Origin of the sequence: Paraburkholderia sp. GAS33, from assembly GCF_050436645.1 — a bacterium.
Lineage (GTDB): Bacteria > Pseudomonadota > Gammaproteobacteria > Burkholderiales > Burkholderiaceae > Paraburkholderia > Paraburkholderia phenazinium_B.
Genome location: NZ_JBNDMP010000003.1, coordinates 560,923 through 581,493 on the forward strand (window position 1 = coordinate 560,923; position 20,571 = coordinate 581,493).

At 61.4% G+C, this 20,571-nt stretch carries 17 protein-coding genes; 6 read left to right on the forward strand and 11 right to left on the reverse strand.

All coding sequences use genetic code 11. The features are described 5' to 3' along the window. Window positions 1-13: 13 nt before the first annotated feature. From P3T24_RS12810 to P3T24_RS12820, 3 genes are all read right to left on the reverse strand, one after another. The gene (locus tag P3T24_RS12810) at window positions 14-280 is read right to left on the reverse strand and encodes a cupin domain-containing protein (protein ID WP_429435010.1); all 267 of its coding nucleotides are present in this window, start codon (window positions 278-280) and stop codon (window positions 14-16) included. Window positions 281-410: 130 nt separating this feature from the next. Continuing rightward, complete coding sequence (locus P3T24_RS12815) at window positions 411-2,540, reverse strand: phosphocholine-specific phospholipase C (RefSeq protein WP_429435012.1); 2,130 nt, start codon at window positions 2,538-2,540, stop codon at window positions 411-413. Between the two features lie 64 nt (window positions 2,541-2,604). Next, on the reverse strand, window positions 2,605-2,958 hold the full coding sequence (locus P3T24_RS12820; RefSeq protein WP_429406228.1) for a hypothetical protein: 354 nt from the start codon (window positions 2,956-2,958) through the stop codon (window positions 2,605-2,607). Window positions 2,959-3,174: 216 nt separating this feature from the next. On the opposite strand from P3T24_RS12820, the gene P3T24_RS12825 reads away from it, so the two are divergent. From P3T24_RS12825 to P3T24_RS12840, 4 genes are all read left to right on the forward strand, one after another. After that, a complete protein-coding gene (locus tag P3T24_RS12825; protein ID WP_429435015.1) occupies window positions 3,175-5,124 on the forward strand; it encodes an amylo-alpha-1,6-glucosidase in 1,950 nt (649 codons plus the stop codon). Between the two features lie 139 nt (window positions 5,125-5,263). Continuing rightward, a complete protein-coding gene (locus P3T24_RS12830) occupies window positions 5,264-7,987 on the forward strand; it encodes an MGH1-like glycoside hydrolase domain-containing protein (RefSeq protein ID WP_429435018.1) in 2,724 nt (907 codons plus the stop codon). 159 nt (window positions 7,988-8,146) lie between these two features. Beyond that, entirely contained in the window at window positions 8,147-9,733 is a 1,587-nt protein-coding gene (zwf, locus tag P3T24_RS12835) for a glucose-6-phosphate dehydrogenase (protein ID WP_429435021.1), read from the forward strand. Between the two features lie 126 nt (window positions 9,734-9,859). Then, window positions 9,860-10,672 (forward strand): ROK family protein, encoded by an 813-nt coding sequence (locus P3T24_RS12840; RefSeq protein ID WP_429435317.1) that lies wholly within the window; start codon window positions 9,860-9,862, stop codon window positions 10,670-10,672. Window positions 10,673-10,752: 80 nt separating this feature from the next. On the opposite strand, the gene P3T24_RS12845 is transcribed toward P3T24_RS12840, so the two are convergent. The 3 genes from P3T24_RS12845 to P3T24_RS12855 form a co-directional block, all read right to left on the reverse strand. Continuing rightward, on the reverse strand, window positions 10,753-11,748 hold the full coding sequence (locus P3T24_RS12845) for an aldo/keto reductase (protein ID WP_074267129.1): 996 nt from the start codon (window positions 11,746-11,748) through the stop codon (window positions 10,753-10,755). Window positions 11,749-11,804: 56 nt separating this feature from the next. Further along, window positions 11,805-13,019 (reverse strand): MFS transporter, encoded by a 1,215-nt coding sequence (locus P3T24_RS12850; RefSeq protein WP_429435024.1) that lies wholly within the window; start codon window positions 13,017-13,019, stop codon window positions 11,805-11,807. Between the two features lie 216 nt (window positions 13,020-13,235). Then, on the reverse strand, window positions 13,236-13,541 hold the full coding sequence (locus tag P3T24_RS12855) for a HigA family addiction module antitoxin (RefSeq protein WP_074267131.1): 306 nt from the start codon (window positions 13,539-13,541) through the stop codon (window positions 13,236-13,238). A gap of 244 nt (window positions 13,542-13,785) precedes the next feature. Here P3T24_RS12855 and P3T24_RS12860 point away from each other — a divergent pair, with 244 nt between their 5' ends. After that, window positions 13,786-14,652, forward strand: coding sequence for a ProQ/FinO family protein (locus P3T24_RS12860; RefSeq protein WP_429406237.1), 867 nt, complete (start codon window positions 13,786-13,788; stop codon window positions 14,650-14,652). Window positions 14,653-14,685: 33 nt separating this feature from the next. On the opposite strand, the gene P3T24_RS12865 is transcribed toward P3T24_RS12860, so the two are convergent. The 4 genes from P3T24_RS12865 to P3T24_RS12880 all read right to left on the reverse strand — a co-directional run bounded on the left by P3T24_RS12865 (window position 14,686) and on the right by P3T24_RS12880 (window position 18,495). Then, window positions 14,686-15,159 (reverse strand): GNAT family N-acetyltransferase, encoded by a 474-nt coding sequence (locus P3T24_RS12865; RefSeq protein WP_429435026.1) that lies wholly within the window; start codon window positions 15,157-15,159, stop codon window positions 14,686-14,688. Between the two features lie 33 nt (window positions 15,160-15,192). Further along, entirely contained in the window at window positions 15,193-16,173 is a 981-nt protein-coding gene (locus P3T24_RS12870) for a CPBP family intramembrane glutamic endopeptidase (RefSeq protein WP_429287262.1), read from the reverse strand. Window positions 16,174-16,375: 202 nt separating this feature from the next. Beyond that, window positions 16,376-17,785, reverse strand: a complete 1,410-nt coding sequence (locus P3T24_RS12875; RefSeq protein ID WP_429435029.1) for a sugar porter family MFS transporter — start codon at window positions 17,783-17,785, stop codon at window positions 16,376-16,378. Between the two features lie 188 nt (window positions 17,786-17,973). Then, window positions 17,974-18,495 carry a hypothetical protein gene (locus P3T24_RS12880; RefSeq protein ID WP_429435031.1) on the reverse strand — a complete coding sequence of 174 codons (522 nt, stop codon included), beginning with the start codon at window positions 18,493-18,495 and terminating at the stop codon, window positions 17,974-17,976. A 380-nt stretch (window positions 18,496-18,875) separates the two neighbouring features. On the opposite strand from P3T24_RS12880, the gene P3T24_RS12885 reads away from it, so the two are divergent. Beyond that, on the forward strand, window positions 18,876-19,670 hold the full coding sequence (locus tag P3T24_RS12885) for a TSUP family transporter (RefSeq protein WP_429435034.1): 795 nt from the start codon (window positions 18,876-18,878) through the stop codon (window positions 19,668-19,670). Between the two features lie 25 nt (window positions 19,671-19,695). Here P3T24_RS12885 and P3T24_RS12890 read toward each other — a convergent pair whose 3' ends face one another. Then, the gene (locus tag P3T24_RS12890) at window positions 19,696-20,496 is read right to left on the reverse strand and encodes a hypothetical protein (protein WP_429435037.1); all 801 of its coding nucleotides are present in this window, start codon (window positions 20,494-20,496) and stop codon (window positions 19,696-19,698) included. Between the last annotated feature and the right edge of the window lie 75 nt (window positions 20,497-20,571).

Sequence of the window (20,571 nt, forward strand, 5' to 3'; positions counted from 1 at the left end):
TACTCGATACGCGTTATTTGCGGCCTACCAGATACTGCACGCCCGCCGGTCCATAGCGCTCTGAATGCGCGATGTGCGCCGGCAGATGGAACACGTCGCCCACCTTGTAGAGCCGCTCTTCATCTCCAACGCGCAGGCTGATTTCGCCTTCGAGAATCAGCGCTTTCGCTTCGAACGAATGCTCGTGCACATCGAGCGCGCCGCCGGGCTCGCGCGTCACGGTGACGAACTCCTTGAACCCCTCTTTTTCGAGGGTGCCGACAAAGGCTTCGCGTTCCATAAAACCTCCCTGGTGATATCAGCGGTGCTGCGCGCAGCCGCACTGCTGAACGCGCCGGGCAACGACGGGCACACGCCGCTTAACAACAGCGACGCGTGCAAGTTCGATGCCCGGCGGCACCTCAGCGGTTTCAGACTACCCTCAACGTCGGCGCGATAGCGGCCGGGTCGCTGATACTCGGACGGCCGTTTTCGACGTGGCCGGCGAGGCGGCGGCTGTAGCTGGCGTCGTCATTGCTGCTGACAGTCAGATCGTACCAGTGGTGGCTCGACGCCAGCACCCATGCTTCCTCGATCTCCGCGCCGGCCGGCACGATCACCTGACGCGGACGCGCACCGTACGCATTGTCGATCACCGTCAGGCGCGCGGTGCCTTTGCCCTTGTTGGTGAACTTCAGGTACACGTTGCCGTTTGCCACGTCGTAGTGCGTGCGGACTTCCGGCAGCGACGGCTTGTTGTTCCTGCTCTGCGTCTCGACGGCATTGCCTGCAAACTTGCGGACAAAGCCATTCGGGCCGAACGCTTCGAACGTGTAGACGCCGATCGTCGAGGTCAGATCGAAAGTCTCCGTCAACGACTTGCCTGCTTCGACGGTATAGCGCCACGGGCCGTCGGTGCGGTTGGTGGCATAGACGTAGAAGTGCGCACCGTGGGTGCCGGTGTTGGCGAGATCGATCGTGAAGGTGTTCGCCTTGACGTCCACCTTGCCATTCACGTGCAGCTCATACGGCAGTGCACGGGCAAAACGGATACCCGACTCCTGCGCGTCGAACGGACCCGGCGTGGCCGGCACGACCGGCGCCGGATTCACGGCGCACTGGTTGTTGGCCATGTTGATGTAGTTGCTGGTGTCCGGCAGCGGCGGCATCGTCGCATCCGGCGTGCGGAAGTCGAACGCCGTCGTCAGGTCGCCGCATACGGCGCGGCGCCATTCCGTGATGTTCGGCTCCGTCACGCCGAAACGCTTCTCGATGAAACGGATCACCGACGTGTGATCGAACACCTGCGAGCAGACAAAGCCGCCCTTGGTCCACGGCGAGACGATCGTCATCGGCACGCGCGGTCCGAGGCCGTACGGCAGGCCGTCGGCAGTGTAGCTGCCGCCGCGCAGCGGATTCACCACGTTGTGGATTTCGCCGGCCACACTGACCGTCGACTGACCTTGGGCTGCAGTCGTTGCCGGTTGCGGCGGCACGAGGTGATCGAAGAAGCCGTCGTTCTCGTCGTACATGATGAACAGGACGGTCTTGCTCCAGACTTCCGGATTCGACGTCAGCGCTTCGATGATCTGCGAGGTATATTCCGCGCCATAAGCGGGCGTGTAGCTCGGGTGTTCCGAGTACGCTGCCGGCGGGCACAGCCACGATACCTGCGGCAGGTTGCCTGCGAGCACGTCGTTCTTCAGATCGACAATCGTGCGCACTGTCTGTGCGCGCTCGTAAAGTGCCGAGCCCGGTTGTGCGTTGATGAAGTTGACGAAGTTCTGCAGGATGTTGGTACCGTAGTTGCCGTTCAGCGGATCGGCGCCGGTCAGCCCTTGCTGGTAAACCTGCCACGAAATGCCCGCAGCCTGCAGACGTTCCGGATACGTCGTCCACGAGAGCAGTGCGTACTTCGGCGGGCCATCGCCGTCCACGTAATCGTTGTTGTCGAGCAGCGGTCCGCCCATCGTGCCGCTCGGGTCGACCATGCCGGTCATCAGATACGAGCGGTTCGGGTGTGTCGGGCCGGGCATCGAGCAGAAGTAGGCGTCACAGATGGTGAACGCGTCGGCTAGTGCGTAGTGAAACGGAATGTCGCTACGCAGGTAGTAGCCCATCGTCATGTCGGTCTTGTACTGCGGCCACTGGTTGTACGCGCCGTTGTTGATGGCATAGTGCGTCGGGTACCAGTTGTGGTCGAGATCGCCGATACATTGTGCGCTGGTGGTCTGCGTGTTCAGGTGGAACGGCAGAACCGGTTGCGCCGCGTTCTCTTTCGACGGCTGATACCACACCGGCTGTTGGCCGCCCGGCAGCGGAATCGGGAAGCGGTCGTTGTAACCACGTACTCCGCGCATGTGGCCGAAGTAGTGGTCGAACGAACGGTTCTCTTGCATGAATACCACGATGTGCTCGACATCCTCGATCGTTCCGGTGCGCGAATTGGCCGGGATCGCCAATGCATTGCGGATCGATTCAGGGAATGCGGCCAACGCGGCGGCGGCACCGGCGGATGATGCAACGGTCTGCAGGAAACGGCGACGGCTGTTTGAGGTCATTGGTTATCACCTTCTGCGGGGGGAAAGAATAGCGCGTCTCGATGCGCTGGGGGTAATCCGTTGGTTAATTGCTGTGGCCACTCTGGTCGCTGTCGCCGGGCGCATAGCGCAGCACGGGAGTAACCTGCTGGCTGTCTCCTGCGAGGCTTGCTTCCACGCTTTGCACAGCGCTGTCCGATGCGGCGGTGGTACCAGGTGTAGCGGCGCCTGCTAGCGCGGCTGACGCGCCCCATGCGGGAGGCGTCGCCGCCAGGTTTGTCTGAGGAGCTGAGGGTGTGGCCGCGGGTGTGACTGAACTGGTTGCGGCGTTGCTTTGACCGACGCTTGCCGAACTGCTTTCGTCCGGACCACAGGCGGTCAACAAAACGGTTGTGAGTGCAACGACTACGGCCGTGGCCGCGACCTGGAAATTTCGCATGTCTGCATCCTCGTTCGGGGTAGCGGGATGCAGTCTCCAGTGACTTGAAGAAAATATTATGAAATACGGTGTAACGTTTGCGCGCTGCGAATTTGATGGCTATTTGTTGGAATTCGGAAAGTGATTAGAAATTATGGCGAACGCCTATCTGGCGATTTTTCCTTGCTGTTTCATTAAATCGGTAAGATCGAAGCAGTAAAAACGGCGGATGTAAAAATGACGCGCATCGAAAAAACTTTCGATTCCTTCCAGCTCGAATACGAGTGGCTCGAGGCGGACGGCTTCGGCGGTTTCGCATCGGGAACAGTCGGCACGGCGCGGACGCGCCGCTATCACGCGCTGCTGCTGACGGCGATGCATCCACCTGGCGGGCGCGTTGCACTCGTCAATGGTGTCGAAGCGTGGCTCGAAGCAGACGGCAAGCGTTATCCGCTCACGATGCAGCGCTATGTACCAGACGTGGTGTATCCCGATGTGTCATCCAGCCTGCTCGGTTTCGATACGCAACCTTGGCCGACGTGGCGTTTCCAGCTCGACGGCGAAGCGGTACTGATCTTTGAGGTCTTCGTTGCGAAGGCGAGCTGCGAGACGGTCCTGCGTTGGCGTCTTGCGCCGGGCAGTGCTAGCGCAGAAGCCGCAAGCCGTTATACGTTGAACGTGCGGCCGCTTTTGTCGGGACGCGACTATCACGCGCTGCATCACGAAAACGCCGCGTTCAACTTCAATGCACAGACGGATGATGCCCGCGCCAAGGTGAGCTGGCAGCCATACGGTGACCTGCCGGCGATTCACGCGTCGACCAACGGAACGTACACTCACGCGCCGGACTGGTATCGAAACTTCTGCTATGTACGCGAGCGCGAACGTGGCCTCGATTTCAGCGAAGATCTTGCGACGCCCGGTGTGTTCACTTTCTCACTCGCCGACGGTGCCGCACTGATGATCCTGCGTGCAGGCCCGCAAGCCGATGACACGCCGGCTGTCGAACGGGCGCAGGCGCTGGCCGATGGCGAATTTGCGCGTCGCAGCGCATTCGCCTCGCAACTGCATCGCTCTGCGGATGCTTACCTCATCGCGCGTGAAAAAGGCAGCACGCTGGTCGCGGGCTTCCCGTGGTTTACCGATTGGGGCCGCGATACGTTCATCGCGATGCGCGGCTTGTTGCTGGCATCGGGCCGTCACGAAGCGGCAAAGTCGATCCTGCTCGAGTGGACCAGCACGATCTCCGAAGGCATGTTGCCGAATCTCTTTCCCGACTACGGCAGCACGCCGGAATACAACGCCGTCGATGCGTCCCTATGGTTCGTGGTTGCGGTGCACGACTACCTGGCCGCGGAGCACGCTTGCGACGACACACGCAAGCGTCTGCAGCAGGCGGTCGAGGAGATTCTCACGGGGTACAGTCGTGGCACCCGTTTCGGCATCCGGGCCGATGACGATGGTCTGCTCCGTGCCGGCGTGCCAGGTGTGCAACTGACGTGGATGGATGCGAAGGTCGGCGACTGGGTCGTAACGCCGCGTATCGGCAAGCCAGTAGAAGTGCAGGCGCTGTGGATCAACGCGCTGCGCATTGCTGCGAAGTGGAATCCGCAGTGGCAGGAGCCAGCGGCGCGTGCCTCGCAAGCATTTGCGCAGCGCTTCACGGATCCGGCGAGCGGTGCTTTGTTCGACAACGTCGACGCGGACCACGTGCCGGGCAAAATCGATCGCTCGATCCGGCCGAACCAGATTTTCGCGGTGGGAGGCTTGCCGTTTCCGCTGCTCGAAGGCGCCGCAGCGCGTGCGGTGGTCGAACAGGTCGAGACGCACCTGTTGACGCCGCTTGGCCTGCGCACCCTGGCGCCGTCCGATCCCGCCTATCGGGGACGCTACGCGGGCGGTCAGGTCGAGCGTGACAGTGCTTATCACCAGGGGACAGTGTGGCCCTGGCTGATCGGGCCGTTCGTCGAGGCATGGTTGCGCGTGAATCAACCGGCCGAGGGTGCGCGGGCGCAGGCGCGCACGCGCTTTCTTGCGCCGCTGATCGAGTATCTCGACCGCGACGGCCTCGATCACCTCTGCGAGGTAGCCGACGGTGATGCACCGCATCATCCGGGCGGCACGCCGTTTCAGGCGTGGTCGCTGGGGGAATTGCTGAGGGTGAAGCGGATGCTGGCGAATGGGTGAACCGCGAGGCGGACTGCGGAGCAGGCACGGGACAAGCACCGGATAGGCCCCGGATAAAGCCCACGCCGGCGCACCCTTTGGGCAAAACGCGCTAGGATGTGAGTCCCACCGCCAAGCTCGAAAAGCAAGGGACCGCTCCATGCCGCCGCTGCGTGCCGCCAATCTGCTCGCAACCATCGAAGGCACCCGCCTGCACTCCAGGGAATGCGCCCGCTGGCAGCGCTGGGGGCCCTATCTGAGCGAGCGCCAGTGGGGCACCGTGCGCGAGGACTACAGCCCGAATGGCACCGCATGGGACTACTTTCCCCACGACCACGCCCGCAGCCGTGCTTATCGCTGGGGCGAGGACGGCATTGCCGGCTTCGGCGACGACAAGCTGAACTGGTGCGTCTCGCTGGCGCTCTGGAATCGCCAGGATCCGATCATCAAGGAACGCCTGTTCGGCCTCACCAACTCACAGGGCAATCACGGCGAGGACGTCAAGGAACTGTATTTCTACCTCGACGGCACGCCCACCCACTCTTATATGCGGATGCTGTACAAGTATCCGCACGCTGCGTATCCGTATGACGATCTGGTGCAGGAGAACGCGCGGCGCGGCGCCGATATGCCCGAATACGAGGTGCTTGATACCGGCGCATTCGACGACAACTGCTATTTCGACGTGCACGTCGAATACGCCAAGCACACGCCCGAAGACATCGTGATGCGGGTCACGGTCGAAAACCGGGGCGACAAGTCTGCCTCGCTCGATGTGCTGCCGCAGATCTGGGCGCGAAATACGTGGTCGTGGAAAGAAACGAAGGACCGCCCATCGCTTTCGAAGCAAACAGCGAACGGCGCGACGTCTCTGCTGGGGCGCCAGCCAGGACATGATCCGTTTGTGGTGACCGCGTGGTCGAAAGACGCGCCCGAACTGACGTGGCTGTTCTGCGAGAACGACACCAATGTCAAACGCCTCTTCAATATGGACGGCTCGGGTCCGTTCAAGGACGGCGTCAACGATTACCTCGTGCATGGCGACGCGCAAGCGGTACGGTCCGACACCGGCACCAAGGCAGCGGCCCACGTGCCGCTCGAACTCCCGCCCTACGGCCGCGCGGTGATTTATATGCGCTGGCGTCCCGAGTCCGCACCGGATGACGTGCCGCTCGATGTCGACGCGCTGTTTGCTCGCCGCCTTGCCGAAGCCGACGGGTTTTATGCGGCGTTGCAGCATGAAATCCACGATCCCGACGCACGGCTCGTGCAGCGGCAGGCGCTCGCCGGCATGCTTTGGTCGAAGCAGTACTACCAGTTCGACGTCCAGCGCTGGCTGGATGGCGATCCGGCGCAGCCCACACCTGACGCAAATCGAAAGCGCGGCCGCAACGCCGACTGGCGTCATCTGTGCAATGCGGACATCGTCTCGATGCCCGACAAGTGGGAGTACCCGTGGTACGCATCCTGGGATCTCGCCTTCCATGCCGCGGCCTTTGCGCTCATCGATCCTGAATTCGCCAAGCGGCAGTTGCTGTTGCTGGTCAAGGACCGTTATCAGCATCCCAACGGACAGTTGCCGGCCTACGAGTGGGCCTTGGGCGACGCCAATCCGCCGGTGCACGCATGGGCTGCGTGGCGCGTCTATGAAATCGACCGGGCGCTGATGGGCAAAGGCGATCGCGATTTCCTCGAGTTGGTGTTCCACAAACTGCTGCTGAATTTTTCGTGGTGGGTGAACCGCAAGGACGCCGACGGCCGCAATATTTTCCAGGGTGGCTTTCTTGGGCTGGATAACGTCGGCATCTTCGATCGCTCGTCGCCGCTGCCGACCGGCGGTCACATTGATCAGGCCGACGGTACCGCGTGGATGGCGGCGTATGCGCTCGATCTGATGCGCATCGCGCTGGAACTGGCGTTTGCCAATCACGTGTTCGTCGATATCGGCGTGAAGTTCTTCGAACACTTCCTGTATATCGCAGAGGCAGTCAGTTGCGACGACGACTGCGAGACCGGCTTGTGGGACAGCGCCGACGAATTCTTCTACGACAAGCTGAGACTGCCCGACGGCACCAGCGAGCCGATGCGGGTGCGTTCGATCGTCGGTCTGATCCCGCTGTTTGCGGTGCATGTGCTCGAAGAGCGCCTGCACGGCAGTCTACCCGGGTTGCGGGAGCGACTGTTCTGGTTCCTCGAGCACCGTCCCGATCTGGCCAAACTGGTGTCGCGCTGGGATGAAACTGGCAAGGGCAACACCCTGCTGCTGTCGCTGCTGCGCGGACACCGGATGAAGGCGTTGTTGCGGCGTGCCCTCGACGAATCAGAATTTCTTTCCGATCACGGCGTGCGGGCACTCTCGCGGGTACACCGCGACGAGCCGTTCGTCTTCAGACACAACGGCGACAGCTTTTGCGTTAAATATCTGCCGGCCGAATCGGACTCGCGTGTATTCGGCGGCAATTCGAACTGGCGCGGACCGGTCTGGATGCCAGTCAACTACCTGCTGATCGAGTCGCTGTACGAGTTTCACCGCTACTACGGCGACGATTTCCGCGTGGAGTTTCCGACCGGTTCCGGCCAGAAGTTCTCGTTGCGCGAAATCGCCGATCAGCTCGCACGGCGTGCCACTACGCTATTTCTCAAGGACAGCAACGGCGAGCGTCCGGTGATGGGCGCGTATCCGCTGCTGCAGGCCGACCCGCGTTCGAGCGATCTCGTGCTGTTCCACGAATACTTTCACGGCGACAATGGCCGTGGCGTCGGCGCTTCGCACCAGACCGGCTGGAGCGGGCTCGTTGCGTTGCTGCTGCAGCCGCGTATGGCGGGCGAGACGGGCGAAGTGCCGGCCACAACGGACGCCGAGGCTGCCTTGGTCGCCAAGTAGGTTCTGCAGCAAAACGAAGGGGGAGGGCAGGGTTAAGCGTATTACAGTCACCCTGCAGACAGACGATTCGTAACTGATTTTGAACTGTGCGGCGGCGGCCCTGGTCTTTCTTCTATTGCCACGTCTGTTCCACTGGCTTACTTCGATCAAGTGAACCCTATGTCGACTCCTTCGAACGCACCTGATTCAAGTTCCTCCTCTGCCGGCGCGCAGTCTTCCACTCCTACCGTACCGGCAGGCAAACACCCGGCGCCGCCGTGCACCCTCGTGATCTTCGGCGCAGGCGGCGATCTCACCAAACGCCTGCTGATGCCCGCGCTGTACAACCTTACTGTAGACGGCCTGCTGGATCCGCAGATGAAGATCATCGGCGTGAATCACGGCCAGGTCGAAACCAGCGCGTGGCGCGACGATCTGTACAAGGCATTGCAGCAGTTTGCTGCCGACAAGGCCAGCACCTTCCACACCTCGAAGCTTGACGACAAGGCGTGGAGTTCGCTGGCGCAGCGCCTCGAATACATGGCGGGCGAATTCGAAAGCGACGATACGTTTTCCGCCCTGAAACAGAAGCTCGAAAACACGCCTGGCGGCAACGTAGTGTTTTATCTCGCCGTCAGTTCGCGCTTCTTCAAGCCGATTGTCGAGCACCTCGGTAAAGCTGGCCTGCTCAAGGAAGGCGACGACGGCAAAGGCTTCCGTCGCATTGTGATCGAGAAGCCGTTCGGTACGGATCTTGCGTCCGCTCGCGATCTGAACGAACATATCCTGAGTAATGCGAAGGAAGAGCAGGTCTATCGTATCGACCACTTTCTCGGCAAGGACACCGTGCAGAGCATCATGGCCGTGCGCTTTGCGAATGCCTTGTTCGAACCGATCTGGCGGCGCGAGTACATCGACTGCGTGCAGATCACGGCATCCGAGACGATCGGCGTGGAAGGGCGTGGCTCGTTCTACGAACAGACCGGCGCGTTTCGCGACATGTTGCCAAACCATCTGTTCCAGCTGCTCGGCATGGTGGCCATGGAGCCGCCCAATTCCTTCGACGCCGAAGCAGTGCGCGACAAGAAAGCCGATATTTTCGACGCTATCCAGCCGGTAAAACCGGATGACGTGGTCTTCGGACAATACGAGAAGGGACCGGCAGGGCCGGGTTATCGGCAGGAGCCCGATGTGGCGCCCGACAGCCAGACGGAGACGTATGCGGCGGCGCGCGTGCTCATCGAAAACTGGCGCTGGTCCGGCGTGCCGTTCTATCTGCGTACCGGCAAGCGGCTTGCGGCGCGTCGCACGGAGATATCGGTGCAACTGAAGACGGTGCCGTTCCGGCTGTTTCGCGACACTCCTGTGGATGCGCTGACGCCTAACGTGCTGACCTTGCGCATCGATCCGACGCATGGCACGAGTTTCGATTTCAATGTGAAGGCGCCGGGGCCAATCATGCAGATGGGCGCTGTGCAGTCGTCCTTTAACTACGGCGACTTTTTCGATGAACAGCCGAACGTCGGCTACGAAACGCTGTTGTACGACTGCATGCTCGGCGACGAGACGCTGTTTCAGCGTGCCGATAGCATCGAAACGAGCTGGGCCGCGGTGGACGACGTGTTGCATCCGAAGAGCGGTCCGCTGCCGGTGCACGGCTACCCCGCGGGCAGTCAGGGTCCGGCCGAGTCGGATGCGCTGCTGGCGCGCAGCGGCCATGCATGGCGGCCTTTAAGCAAGGACAAGGACGCGGACGCGAAGAAGTAAGGCTCAACATCACACTAACAGGGGACCACTGTGGCGACACGTAAGACCAACGTCAAAGGTAACGTCAAGAGCAGCACAGGCAGCGCCGTTAAAACCACTGCCAAACGTGCGGCGAAGAAGACCGCGGTGAAAGCCGCGGCTAAGCCTGCGGCTAAAAGTACCGTCAGGCACGGCGGGGGGTACATCCTCTCCATCGATGTGGGCGGCACCGGTTTGAAGGCCGCGATCATCGACACGCACGGCAAGATGGTTACCGAGCGTCTGCGCGTGGCGACGCCGCATCCTTGCACGCCAGATCAACTCGTCGATACGCTGGTGAAGCTGGTCGAGCCGCTGATTGCAGAGCATGCCCCTTCGCGCATCTCGATTGGCTTTCCGGGTTTCGTGCGTAACAACCGGGTGCTCACGGCACCGCATTTCGGCGACGAAGGCTGGCACGACATTCCGCTTGCGGATTCGCTGGCCAAGCGGCTCGGCGGCTTGCCGGTGCGCATGATCAACGACGCCGAGGTGCAGGGCTTTGCAGCAATCGAAGGTCATGGCATCGAGTTCGTGCTGACGCTTGGCACGGGTGCGGGCACGGCGCTGTTTCGCGACGGTGAACTGATGCCGCACCTTGAGCTTGCGCATCACCCGGTCAGCAAGAACCGCGCATACGACGAATATATCGGCGACGCAGCGCGCATGCAGGCGGGCAACAAACGCTGGAATCACCGCGTAGAGAAAGTGATCGGGATTCTGGCTTCGCTCGTGAACTACGACAAGCTGTGGATAGGCGGCGGCAACGCCGCGCGCCTGAACTTCAAGCTGCCCGCGAATGTGGCGGTTGTGTCCAACGATGCGGGTATCGAAGGCGGGGCCAAGCTCTGGCATCCGCGCTCATTGCGTGATACACGGCAGTTGCCGGAAGCGACCCAGCGTACCGGCATTTTCGAGTAATCGATGTGCGAGATGCGATTGCCGGTTGGCAATCGCATCGCCGCTTATGCGCTTTAGGACCTTTAGGCCACTTTGGCCGTTTAGCGTGCCGCGTCACCCCAACGATATTCGTGCGTCACATCGTCAAGTTGCGCTTTCAGTTCGGCATTCAGTGTTAGATCTATCGCGCTGAGTGTGTCCGTCAATTGATCAGGATTGCTTGCGCCGATGATCGCCGATGTGATGTGCGGATTCGCAAGCACCCAGGCGAGCGACGCTTTCGTCAGCGACACGCCGGCGTCCGCTGCGATGCCCTTCAGCTTTTCGATGGTGTCGAATTCGCGCTTATGCCAGTAGCGTTCCTGATACGTCGCCCCCGCTTTGCCCACCGTTTCGGTGAAGCGGCCGGCCTCAGGCTGCGCATCGTGGCGGTGCTTGCCGGTCAGCAGGCCGCCTGCCAGCGGGTTATACGGAATCACCGCCAGCTGTTCCTCTCCGCAGAGCGGTAGCAACTCGCGTTCGATCTGCCGGAACAGCAGGTTGTAACGCGGCTGAACGGAGACGAAGCGCGCCACACGCAGCACATCCGCGCGTCCCAATGCGCGCGCCAGCCGGTAAGCCAGAAAGTTCGATACGCCCACGTAGCGCGCCTTTCCCGAGCGCACGATGATGTCGAGTGCTTCCAGCGTTTCGTCGAGCGGCGTTTCGTGATCGTCGGAGTGCAGCTGGTACAGGTCGACGTAGTCGGTGCCGAGGCGTCGAAGAGACGTGTCGATGGCATCGAGCAGGTGCTTGCGCGACGCACCTTGATCCCATGACGAGGGCCCAACCTTGCCCACTGCTTTAGTGGCGAGGATGAAGCGATCGCGCTTTCCCCTCAACCAGCGGCCGACGATCTCTTCGGTGCGTCCCGCGAGATCTTCGCCGCCGCCCAGCGGATAGACGTCCGCGGTATCGATGAAGTTGACGCCGGCTTCCGCGGCCTTGTCGAGGATGCGGTGCGAGACCGCCTCTTCGGTTTGCAAGCCGAATGTCATCGTGCCAAGACATAGACGTGAAACGCTCAGGCCAGTGCGGCCGAATTTACGGTATTGCATGGTGGACTCCGCGAGAGGAACAGGTTGCCGGTTGCGTGAAACAAAAAGCATAGCGCTTATCGACAATCTGCGTCCGCGGCGGCGGCAAGCCCGGCAACCTGCGGCTGCTTGCTAAAACGTAAGGCTACAGCCGCAAGGCAAGCCGCCGCGACGCAGCCAAGCACGATGAAGACATCGCTGGTGGACAGCAGACTTGTCAGTACAGCACCCACGCATGGCGCGACGAATTGCACGAACATGCCCGCGGATTGCAGTGCGGCACTGGCGCTCGCCACCTGATCTGCGAGACGCCGGGCGATAAACAGCCGGCACTCAACCCTGAAGCGCGCACTCATGTGGCCGGTCGCGAAGAACGCGAGCGCGAGCAGCCATTCGGCCGGACGCAACGGCAACCGGAAGATGCCGCCAATGGCGATGAACACGGCACACGACACGAACGCTGGCGCAAGCAGTGGTCCGAGGCCGGCCCGCTCGGCATTGCGTCCCATGGGCAGGAGACTGCCGAACATGCCGCCCAGCGCAGCACAAGAGACCACAATGCCGAGCGCCGATTTGTCGAACCCCTGGTTTCTTAGCATGAGCGGAAACTGATTGTTGACGGCCGCCGCCAGCGCGAAGTAAATGCCGGTGCAAAGCAGCAGCGGCAGGATGGCACCGGTCCAGCGCGTACGCGGTGCAGCCTTTGCGTCAGGTGCAGCGGCAACGGGTAGAACGGCCTTAGCGGCCGGCGCGGCCAGCAGCATCATCACGATGGCTGCGGCTATGAACACGATCGAGACGAGCATCGTGTGATTGTCGCCGGCCCATGCGCCTACGATTCCACCGGCAGCGGGTGCGCAGATCTTCGCCATGCTTTGAGCCAGACTGAGTAAGCGGAACGCACGGCTTTGCTGCGCCTCGTCGACACTGGTGGTGACATACACGGTTTCGGCAGGATCGGTGAAGCCGAGGGCCGCCGACTTGAACGCGACGACCAGCAGAAAGGCGACGAAGTGGCCGACCCAAAGCAGGGCGGCTGTTGTGCCGAGCGTGATCGCCAATGCGCCGACAAGGACACGTGTGCTGGCATAGCGGTCGCAAACCTGGCTGATGATCCGCGTGAGCAGAATGGGCGGCACCAGCAATGCGGCACTCAGGATCACCAGATCGAATGGTGTCGCGTTGAATCGATAGGTTGCGATGTTCAGTATCGCGAGAAAGTTAATCCATCCACCGAAGCTGGCAAAGAAACTGCCGATCAGAAACATATGGAAGCGGCGATTACCGGACATGTTCATCCTTAATGCATCCTGGTTCTGGATGTCGTGGCGTTTCGATCGCGCGACGGCAGGACGCAACAACGCCTTCGAAGCGAGTCGAATAGTTAAATAAGGAATGCTAAAAAGGCAGGGCGAAACAATGCGAACCTTTGATGATTCAAAGGTTCAACACTTGCTAACGGGTATGACGGCTAACGCGGATCTTACCGATCGTCGATACGCCGGCGCCTAGAACAACGCCGGCTGTTGGGCGTTCACCATGGGTACGACGTTGAGTTCGTCGAGCCGCAGGCGCGCCTTCGCGAGATCGTGAAGCACTTGCCTTTGCAACCAGGTTTCCGCGCCGCCGCCGAACGCCTTGTCGAGGCGCAGGGCCATCTCCGGTGAGATACCTGCCTTGCCGCTCAACAGATTCGTTAAAGCCTGGCGACTGACGCCCAGAACCAGCGCACCTTCGGTGACGGTCAAATTGAACCGCTCGAGGCAGTTCTGCCGGACAGTGACGCCGGGATGGATGAATTCTGAATCGGCCATGGTCCGAACAATATCGATGAATTGATTGCTCGTCAACTGACAAGCGCTTCTTGTCATGCAGGTCTTTGAGCATTCACGGCGCGTGTTTGAGAATGTATTTACTGCTGCCGATGAAAAATCTGCGGCACGTTGCTTGCTGTAAGCGGAACTCAGGCATCCCGCATGGCGAAGCGCCGGAAGTGCACATATCGCTTTCCGGTCTAGCTGCTACAATCCACGCATTTTCCTCGTCGTAGACTGCATCATGGGCTTTGAACAACTCGCGGCACTGAAAGAACAGCTGGCGAAACAGGCTGAAGAGAAACGCGCAGCCAGGCACGCAAAGCACGCCAGGCCGGCGAGGCCAGCGAAGCCGGCTGAGGCAGCAAAGCAGGCCGCGGTAGCGAAGCACGCTAACGGGGGCCGTAACACGCCCGACGCGGCGCGCACCGCACCTGAGCAAAAAGCGGCCGCACATAAGTCATCTGCACCGAAGCAGTCCGCGCAGAAATCGCCGGCGCAAAAGTCAAAGCCGGTAGATCCGGTGGTGCTCTCTATCGGCAAGCTTCAGAAGCGATTCCCGAAGGCGTTCCCCAAAAATCCGGCTCCGAAGGTGCCGCTCAAGGTAGGCATCTTCAAGGATCTGCTCGAGCACTCCGAAGAACTCGGCTTAAACGAAGCGGCTTTGCGCGACGCCATCAAGGTGTGGTGCTGGGGTAGCCGTTACTGGGCATGCGTCACCGAAAACGCCATGCGCGTCGACCTGAACGGTCAGGATGCCGGTCAGGTGCTGCCGGCGGAAGCCGCGCGTGCGCGCGGCTTGCAGGCCAAGCGGCAAAAAGCCAGGAACGCTGCGCAAGGCGCTTCCGCTCCGCAGGGTGCGGCGGCTGCGCAAGAAGGCGCGGTTCAGCAGGAGAGTGGCGCGCCGGAACAAGGCGCGGTTCAGCAAGACGGTAGTGCGTCGGAACAAGGCGCGGCTCCGCAAGACAGCGCAGCCTCGCAACAAGATGCAGCTCCGCAAGAGGCTGCGGTTCAGCAGGCTAACAACGCTGAGCAAAACGTCTCCGCTCAACCGGACCACTCCGCCGCTCAGGAAGGCAGCGCAGCCCCGCAAGGCAGCGCCGTCGAATAAGCGCGCGTCGCCATCGCGCCCTTGTCGTGCCTGCTATCGGGCGGGCAACGGTCGCGATGCAGACAGGAACAGCGCCATCGGCGTGCTCGTACTTAACTGAGTCTTGTCGTCCACCCGCGTGAAGCCCATCGCACTGTAGAACTCCACCGCGTTGGGCGCTGCATTGACCCTCACATAGGGCCGCTCGTTGCGGGCCACACACTGTCTGATCGCTTCCTCAATCAGGCTTCGACCGATGCCGCGCCGATGGTCACTCGGCTCCACAAATAGACTGCACAGATTCCAGAAATTCTTGACCAGCACCGCGCCGGCAATGCGCCCGTCCACGACGCATTTCAGGTGTACGCATTGGTGTGCATGATCGAACGCCCAGTGCATATTTGCGAGAACGTTGGTGATCACGGCGGCCATCTCGTCCGCTTCAATCCGTACACTCGTCCGGATGGTTCTCAACATCATCGACGCTAGCGCGGCTTCGTCGCTGGACTCGACTGCTTCTATTTTCATTCGGTGTCCACTGGAAACCTGTTGAGCGCGACGTTAGCGGATAGCGGTGCGCGCCGGCTTCCAGCCGCTGCCGCGGAATGGCGATGTGGTTCGGCGTCCCCACCATAACCAGATCAACACCGCGGTGATAAGGAGCATTGGGAAGATCAGCAGGCTGCCCTCCGGACCGGTTTTGCCGCCGCTCATCAGGATGTTGCCGAGCGGATGCGCCGTAAAGAGCCGGGTATCTACCAGCGTGCCACTATCGGATGTGCCGTAGAAGTACGACTCACCCCAGTCCCACGCCGCATGAAAGCCGATTGCCCAGAATAGCGATCCGGTGTACCAGAGACTCAGGCAGATCACGATCCCGAAGCCGCCAGCGGAGATCAGTCCGATGGGCGTCTCTCCGGGATTGGAGCCATGCAAACCGCCGAACAGGATCGAGAGCAGCAGCACGCCCCACCAGAAGCCGATGCCTCGCGTCAGCGTGTATTGCAGATATCCGCGCAACGTCGACTCTTCGAAGATTCCGACCAGCAGAAAGAAGCCGGCCCATGCAACCGCGCGCGTCCAGACTGTTACACCGTGGTCCGTGGGTGGGTCGAGCACCAGCAGATGCATTTGCACGAGGACAAGCACCATCAGACTGATTGCGCCAAATCCGCACAGGAGGCCGCCTCCGAAACGCGTCCAGGCGGCGGAATCCCGCAAGCCAAAAGACAGCATTGAGCGTCGCTCGATGGCCGCCACTACGGCCAATGCAGCTATCAGGCCGGCAAGCTGAAACGTCTCGCCTAGATAGGCAACCGGCAGAGTAAACAGGGTGATGGGGTGGTGATGGTGCCCGAAATGCGCCCGCACCGCGGCGATGCCGAAGACGACCGCCACAAACGTCGCGATAAAAACCGCGACGCCCCAGCCGGCCCGCATTCCGTTGCGACCGGTGAATACCCAGCGCACCCTTCGTTTGAAGCGGCTTCCGCGTGTTGCGCTCTTTGTTTGTTCTTCAGGCTGCGTGAGTGAGTCGTCCAAGAAGGCCTCCGTTCGAATGACGACGAGGGAATGCGCGAACCGTGCTTTCCGTTTTTATGCTTTTTCGATAGCGCGACGGCCTCAAGGATGTCTGGCGTATAACGCTCGTCGAGCTAAGCGCATTACTTTAACTTCGTTTCATGCGCTCGCCAACGTTGTAAAAAATCATCTCTTTCAGGCGGGGGGCGTGGTTGCAACATCCTTACTCTCCGAGCTTGCGCAACGCCCGCCCATCCATCAGATTTCGTTCGATCTGCTCGAGCGAAACGCCCTTCGTTTCCGGCACGAGCCATAGCGTCAGGAATATAAATGCAGCGTTCATTACCGCGTACAGCCAGAACGTTTGCGCATGACCCAGCGTGTTAAGCAAGGTGAGGAACGTTGCGCCGGCAATCGTGTTGGCCACCCAGTTGACGAAGGTCGAAGCTGCGATGCCGAAATCGCGACCCTTCATAGGCTGGATTTCCGCGCAGAGAATCCAGATCATCGGTCCCGCCGACATCGCGAAGCCCGCGATAAACACCAGCAACATCACCACCGCCGCGATCTGGCTAGCGCCGCTCGTCACGCCTATATGCAGTAGTGCGCCGAGCGTAGCGAGCGCAAGTGCCATCACGGTGAAGCCGGTGTAGAGAATCGGCTTGCGGCCCCAGCGGTCCACCAGACCAATAGCGATAAAGGTTGCCGCCACGTTCACAGCGCCCACGATCACTGTGCCCCACAGCTGGTCGTGCGAGGTCCCGTAGCCGGCGAGCCCGAAAATGCGCGGTGCGTAATACATCACCACGTTGATGCCGGTCAATTGCTGCATTACCTGCAGCATGATGCCGAGCCCCACGGTACGACGAAAGTTCGGATTGCTACGGAATAGTCCCCATCCCTGGAATTCCACTTTGAGCTGATCTGCGATCTCGCTCATTTCGGTTTCTATGCTCTTGCGGTCGCTACGCAGCTTTTCCAGCACGCGCTCAGCTTCCTCGTTGCGGCCACGGCTCATCAGCCAGCGCGGGCTGCGCGGCAGGAACAGCAAACCGAATAGCAAGGCGAGCGCCGGAAAGGCGATCACGCCGAGCATCCAGCGCCAGTCTCCTGTGCCGCTAAAGGCGGTGTTGGAGAGGAAAGCCGCCAGAATGCCGACTGTCACCATCAACTGATGCAGGGAGATCATGGCGCCGCGCATGGTACGGGGAGCGATTTCGGACAGATAAAGCGGTGCGGTAAAAGAAGCGATCCCGACTGCTACGCCAAGAAAAACGCGTCCGGTAATCAGCATCTCCGGGCTCCATGCGAATGCACACACGCCCGACGCGCAAGCGAACAACGCTGCGCCGATCATCAACGAGTATTTGCGGCCGATGGCTTTGGCCATCCACCCCGAGCCAAGCGCGCCGAGCGCCGCACCGACCATCATCGAACTGACAATCCATTCCTGCATCTGGTCGCCGACATGAAACTGTCGCGCGATAAACGGCAATGCGCCTGAGATCACGCCGATATCGAGGCCAAACAATAAGCCGGCCAGCGCGGCGATTACGCTGGTCAGCACGACGTGAAAGCGGTTGTTCGGGTGCGCAGCGGCGTTCGCTACCAGCCCATGAGGTGTGGCGGACATGGCTTTTCCTTTTAAGAGGCCAGCGGTACGCCATGGGATGCCTGTGCAGATAGCGCGCAAACGTAGAAGTGCGCGATCTGCGGCTACGCGCTTCTCTCATGGCGGACTGCGGCGCGGCTTGTTTTCTTCAGGGGACATAGCATCCGCCGTGCCCGACCCAGCCATCGGTCCACCGTGTGCAAGGATCTTTAAACCAGTAGCGAAATGATTCCCCCGATGGTGAGTCCGGCCGCCAGCCATCTGCCCGCGGTGTAGAAAGGGTTGCGATTGTCCTGCGATTGATCGGGGCGCTCTAGCCCCAGTGTTCCGTAGGTGAACGATTTGAGCGGCGAGGCGTTGGTGGTGCCGCCCGAGGTGTCACTATTGCCCGTGGTGCCGTTAGCGCTGGCGTCGCTGCTGCTGTCCGTTGCGCTGGGGTCGTTAGCCGAGTCGGCGTTACTGGCGTCTGTCGTGCCGCCAGCAGTGTTTGACGGCGCTGCGCTCTGCGTCGTCACGTCGCTCTGGGTGCTGCTCGCGTCCTGCGCGGCAATCGCGGCGCCTTCTGGCGAGATGGTAACGGCCGAGTCCTGGCTCGGACTCGCAGCGGTCGAGCTAACCGATGTCGTTGGCACATCGCTGGTGGCAGACACCGGGGGCGAGTTCGATGCTGTGCTCCCGCTGGCACCCGTTTGCGTCAGCGTAGATGACGCCGCGGCGTTGCTAACTTGCATGGCAATCCTTTCTCATCCGTGTATCCATCTGGGACGGTCTGGTCTCGCGCGACCAGACGCCCATTCAGCGTTGCCGCGGGCCGCCGGAGACGAGACGCCTTCTCCGCGGCGGCCAGCCGGCACGCAGTGCGATGTCGCCTTGCCTGACTTTTCGACCGCGCAGAAACTTATCTTTAGGGTTGGTAAGGCGATGTAAGGACGCGCGATGCATAAGGGCCGGCAGGGGGCCTTAGGCGCACCGGGGTATCATGCGGCTCCGGCGGGCATAGGCGCTCACCGGTCAGCGGGCCTGCATGGCGGGTCAGCGAAGACACAAAAAATTCACTGCGCGATATTCGAAGCCACCCATCCGCAGTCATAGCGGGCAGACCCAACACATCATGGTTCACATCAATCTCTCCGACGGCGTTTTAGGCCCGGCTCTGCAGACGCTCGATCCGTACGCGCTAGTCGGTATCCTCGCCGCGTTGTTATTGGGCGGCATGGTCAAAGGGGTAGTTAGCATCGGCGTGCCATTGGTGGCGATGCCGATTCTTAGCCACTTTCTGCCGATCAAGCAGGCGGTGCTGCTACTGTCGATGCCGATCATTCTCGGCAATATCCCGCAGGCGCTCGAAGGTGGCGAGATGCTTGCCACCGTGCGCCGGATCGCGGCGCCGCTGGTCGGCACGGTGCTCGGCAACATCGTCGGGGTGACGATGCTGATTTCGCTTGCGCCTCATCGCGCGCAGGCCGCCGCCGGAATTGCCCTGATCGTCGCGGCGTTGCTGCTGTTCGCTTCGCCCCGGCTCACGCTATCGCCGGGCCTCGCCAAACCCGTGGGGCTGGTGCTCGGTTTCGGGGCGGCCGTGATGGAGAGCATTGCCTCCGTGCCGGGACCGCTACTGGCCATGTACCTGATTGCAACCGGAGCCACCGGCAAGGCGTTTACCAAGCAGATTGCCATCATCCTGGTGGTCTCGATCGTTTCGCTGATCGCTGCGTTTAGCGGCGGCGCCCACGCGAGCTGGGTCGATCTCGCCATCTCGGCCGCCGCGAGCATCCCGGTGATCGCCGGCATGCTGATCGTGCGTCCGCTGCGTGACAAACTGCCACCGGCGGTCTTCCGCAAGCTCGTGCTGCTGTTCGTTCTCGTGGCGGCCGCGCAGATGATCTGGAAGTCCGGCGTTCTGTAGACATCGCCCTTGGCGCAACGCTGTTTCAGGCGGAGACGTCGACCAGTACGCCCACGGGTTGCCAGTTCAGGCTGCTGGCGGTGTCCGAGAGCCCGTCGAGCACATCGGACAGCGTCACCGTCGCGCCGGGGTCCTGGTCGAGCGCGGCAACGTGCGCCTGCAATGCGTTGCTCAGGTTCGACATGGCGGTGTCGAGCGGATCCTCACCGTCGGCCGCTTCGGCTTCCTCAGGTTCGGAAATCTCTTCTACGTCGTCGACTTCAACGTCCCATTCCCCTGCGTCGGTATCGGCATCGGTATCGTCGACTGCCGGACGCGATGCGGTCGACAGATCCGCAATACGTGAACCCATGTCGCGATAGGCGCTCACACCGCCACCCGAGGTCGCTGCATCGTTAAAGCTGGCAATCGCGTTTGCCGAACTATCGCCGGATGACGTGGCCCCGTTGCTCGACGCGATCGACTGTTGAAGCGCTAGCGCCTGATAGAGCGCGGCAAGGAATTGCGCGCCTGTGCTGGCCGGGTCGCTGCTGGTCGCGCTGACGGTGATCGTCGTGGTGCCATCGGCGCCGTCTGTGCCGCCAGCGGCGTCCGTACCGCTGGTGGCGTCTGTCGTGAGCGAGCCGGACGGCATGTTGTAGCCGAGCCGCGACAGGGTTTGCTGAAGCGCGGCCATCAGCGGATCGGTGCTTGCAGTCGAAGTCGACGCCGACGGTTCCGTCGAAGTGGACTGCTTCTTCGCGGGCACGGCTTCCACCGACGACGCGGGCGGCGCGGCGGGCGTCGGCAGCGACGCCATCGTCATACCGAACGAATCGATCGACATGGTCCATTTCCTCCAGGTAAACACGTTGGATAGCGCAGGGGCCGACGACATCGAAGGGCGAACTCACTTCGTCAT

What these genes read in the sequence shown, in the direction of transcription:
- P3T24_RS12810 (WP_429435010.1), bottom strand. Translation starts at nt 280, where the DNA reads ATGGAACGCGAAGCCTTTGTCGGCACCCTCGAAAAAGAGGGGTTCAAG.
- P3T24_RS12815 (WP_429435012.1), bottom strand. Translation starts at nt 2,540, where the DNA reads ATGACCTCAAACAGCCGTCGCCGTTTCCTGCAGACCGTTGCATCATCC.
- P3T24_RS12820 (WP_429406228.1), bottom strand. Translation starts at nt 2,958, where the DNA reads ATGCGAAATTTCCAGGTCGCGGCCACGGCCGTAGTCGTTGCACTCACA.
- P3T24_RS12825 (WP_429435015.1), top strand. Translation starts at nt 3,175, where the DNA reads ATGACGCGCATCGAAAAAACTTTCGATTCCTTCCAGCTCGAATACGAG.
- P3T24_RS12830 (WP_429435018.1), top strand. Translation starts at nt 5,264, where the DNA reads ATGCCGCCGCTGCGTGCCGCCAATCTGCTCGCAACCATCGAAGGCACC.
- zwf (WP_429435021.1), top strand. Translation starts at nt 8,147, where the DNA reads ATGTCGACTCCTTCGAACGCACCTGATTCAAGTTCCTCCTCTGCCGGC.
- P3T24_RS12845 (WP_074267129.1), bottom strand. Translation starts at nt 11,748, where the DNA reads ATGCAATACCGTAAATTCGGCCGCACTGGCCTGAGCGTTTCACGTCTA.
- P3T24_RS12850 (WP_429435024.1), bottom strand. Translation starts at nt 13,019, where the DNA reads ATGTCCGGTAATCGCCGCTTCCATATGTTTCTGATCGGCAGTTTCTTT.
- P3T24_RS12855 (WP_074267131.1), bottom strand. Translation starts at nt 13,541, where the DNA reads ATGGCCGATTCAGAATTCATCCATCCCGGCGTCACTGTCCGGCAGAAC.
- P3T24_RS12860 (WP_429406237.1), top strand. Translation starts at nt 13,786, where the DNA reads ATGGGCTTTGAACAACTCGCGGCACTGAAAGAACAGCTGGCGAAACAG.
- P3T24_RS12865 (WP_429435026.1), bottom strand. Translation starts at nt 15,159, where the DNA reads ATGAAAATAGAAGCAGTCGAGTCCAGCGACGAAGCCGCGCTAGCGTCG.
- P3T24_RS12875 (WP_429435029.1), bottom strand. Translation starts at nt 17,785, where the DNA reads ATGTCCGCCACACCTCATGGGCTGGTAGCGAACGCCGCTGCGCACCCG.
- P3T24_RS12880 (WP_429435031.1), bottom strand. Translation starts at nt 18,495, where the DNA reads ATGCAAGTTAGCAACGCCGCGGCGTCATCTACGCTGACGCAAACGGGT.
- P3T24_RS12885 (WP_429435034.1), top strand. Translation starts at nt 18,876, where the DNA reads ATGGTTCACATCAATCTCTCCGACGGCGTTTTAGGCCCGGCTCTGCAG.
- P3T24_RS12890 (WP_429435037.1), bottom strand. Translation starts at nt 20,496, where the DNA reads ATGTCGATCGATTCGTTCGGTATGACGATGGCGTCGCTGCCGACGCCC.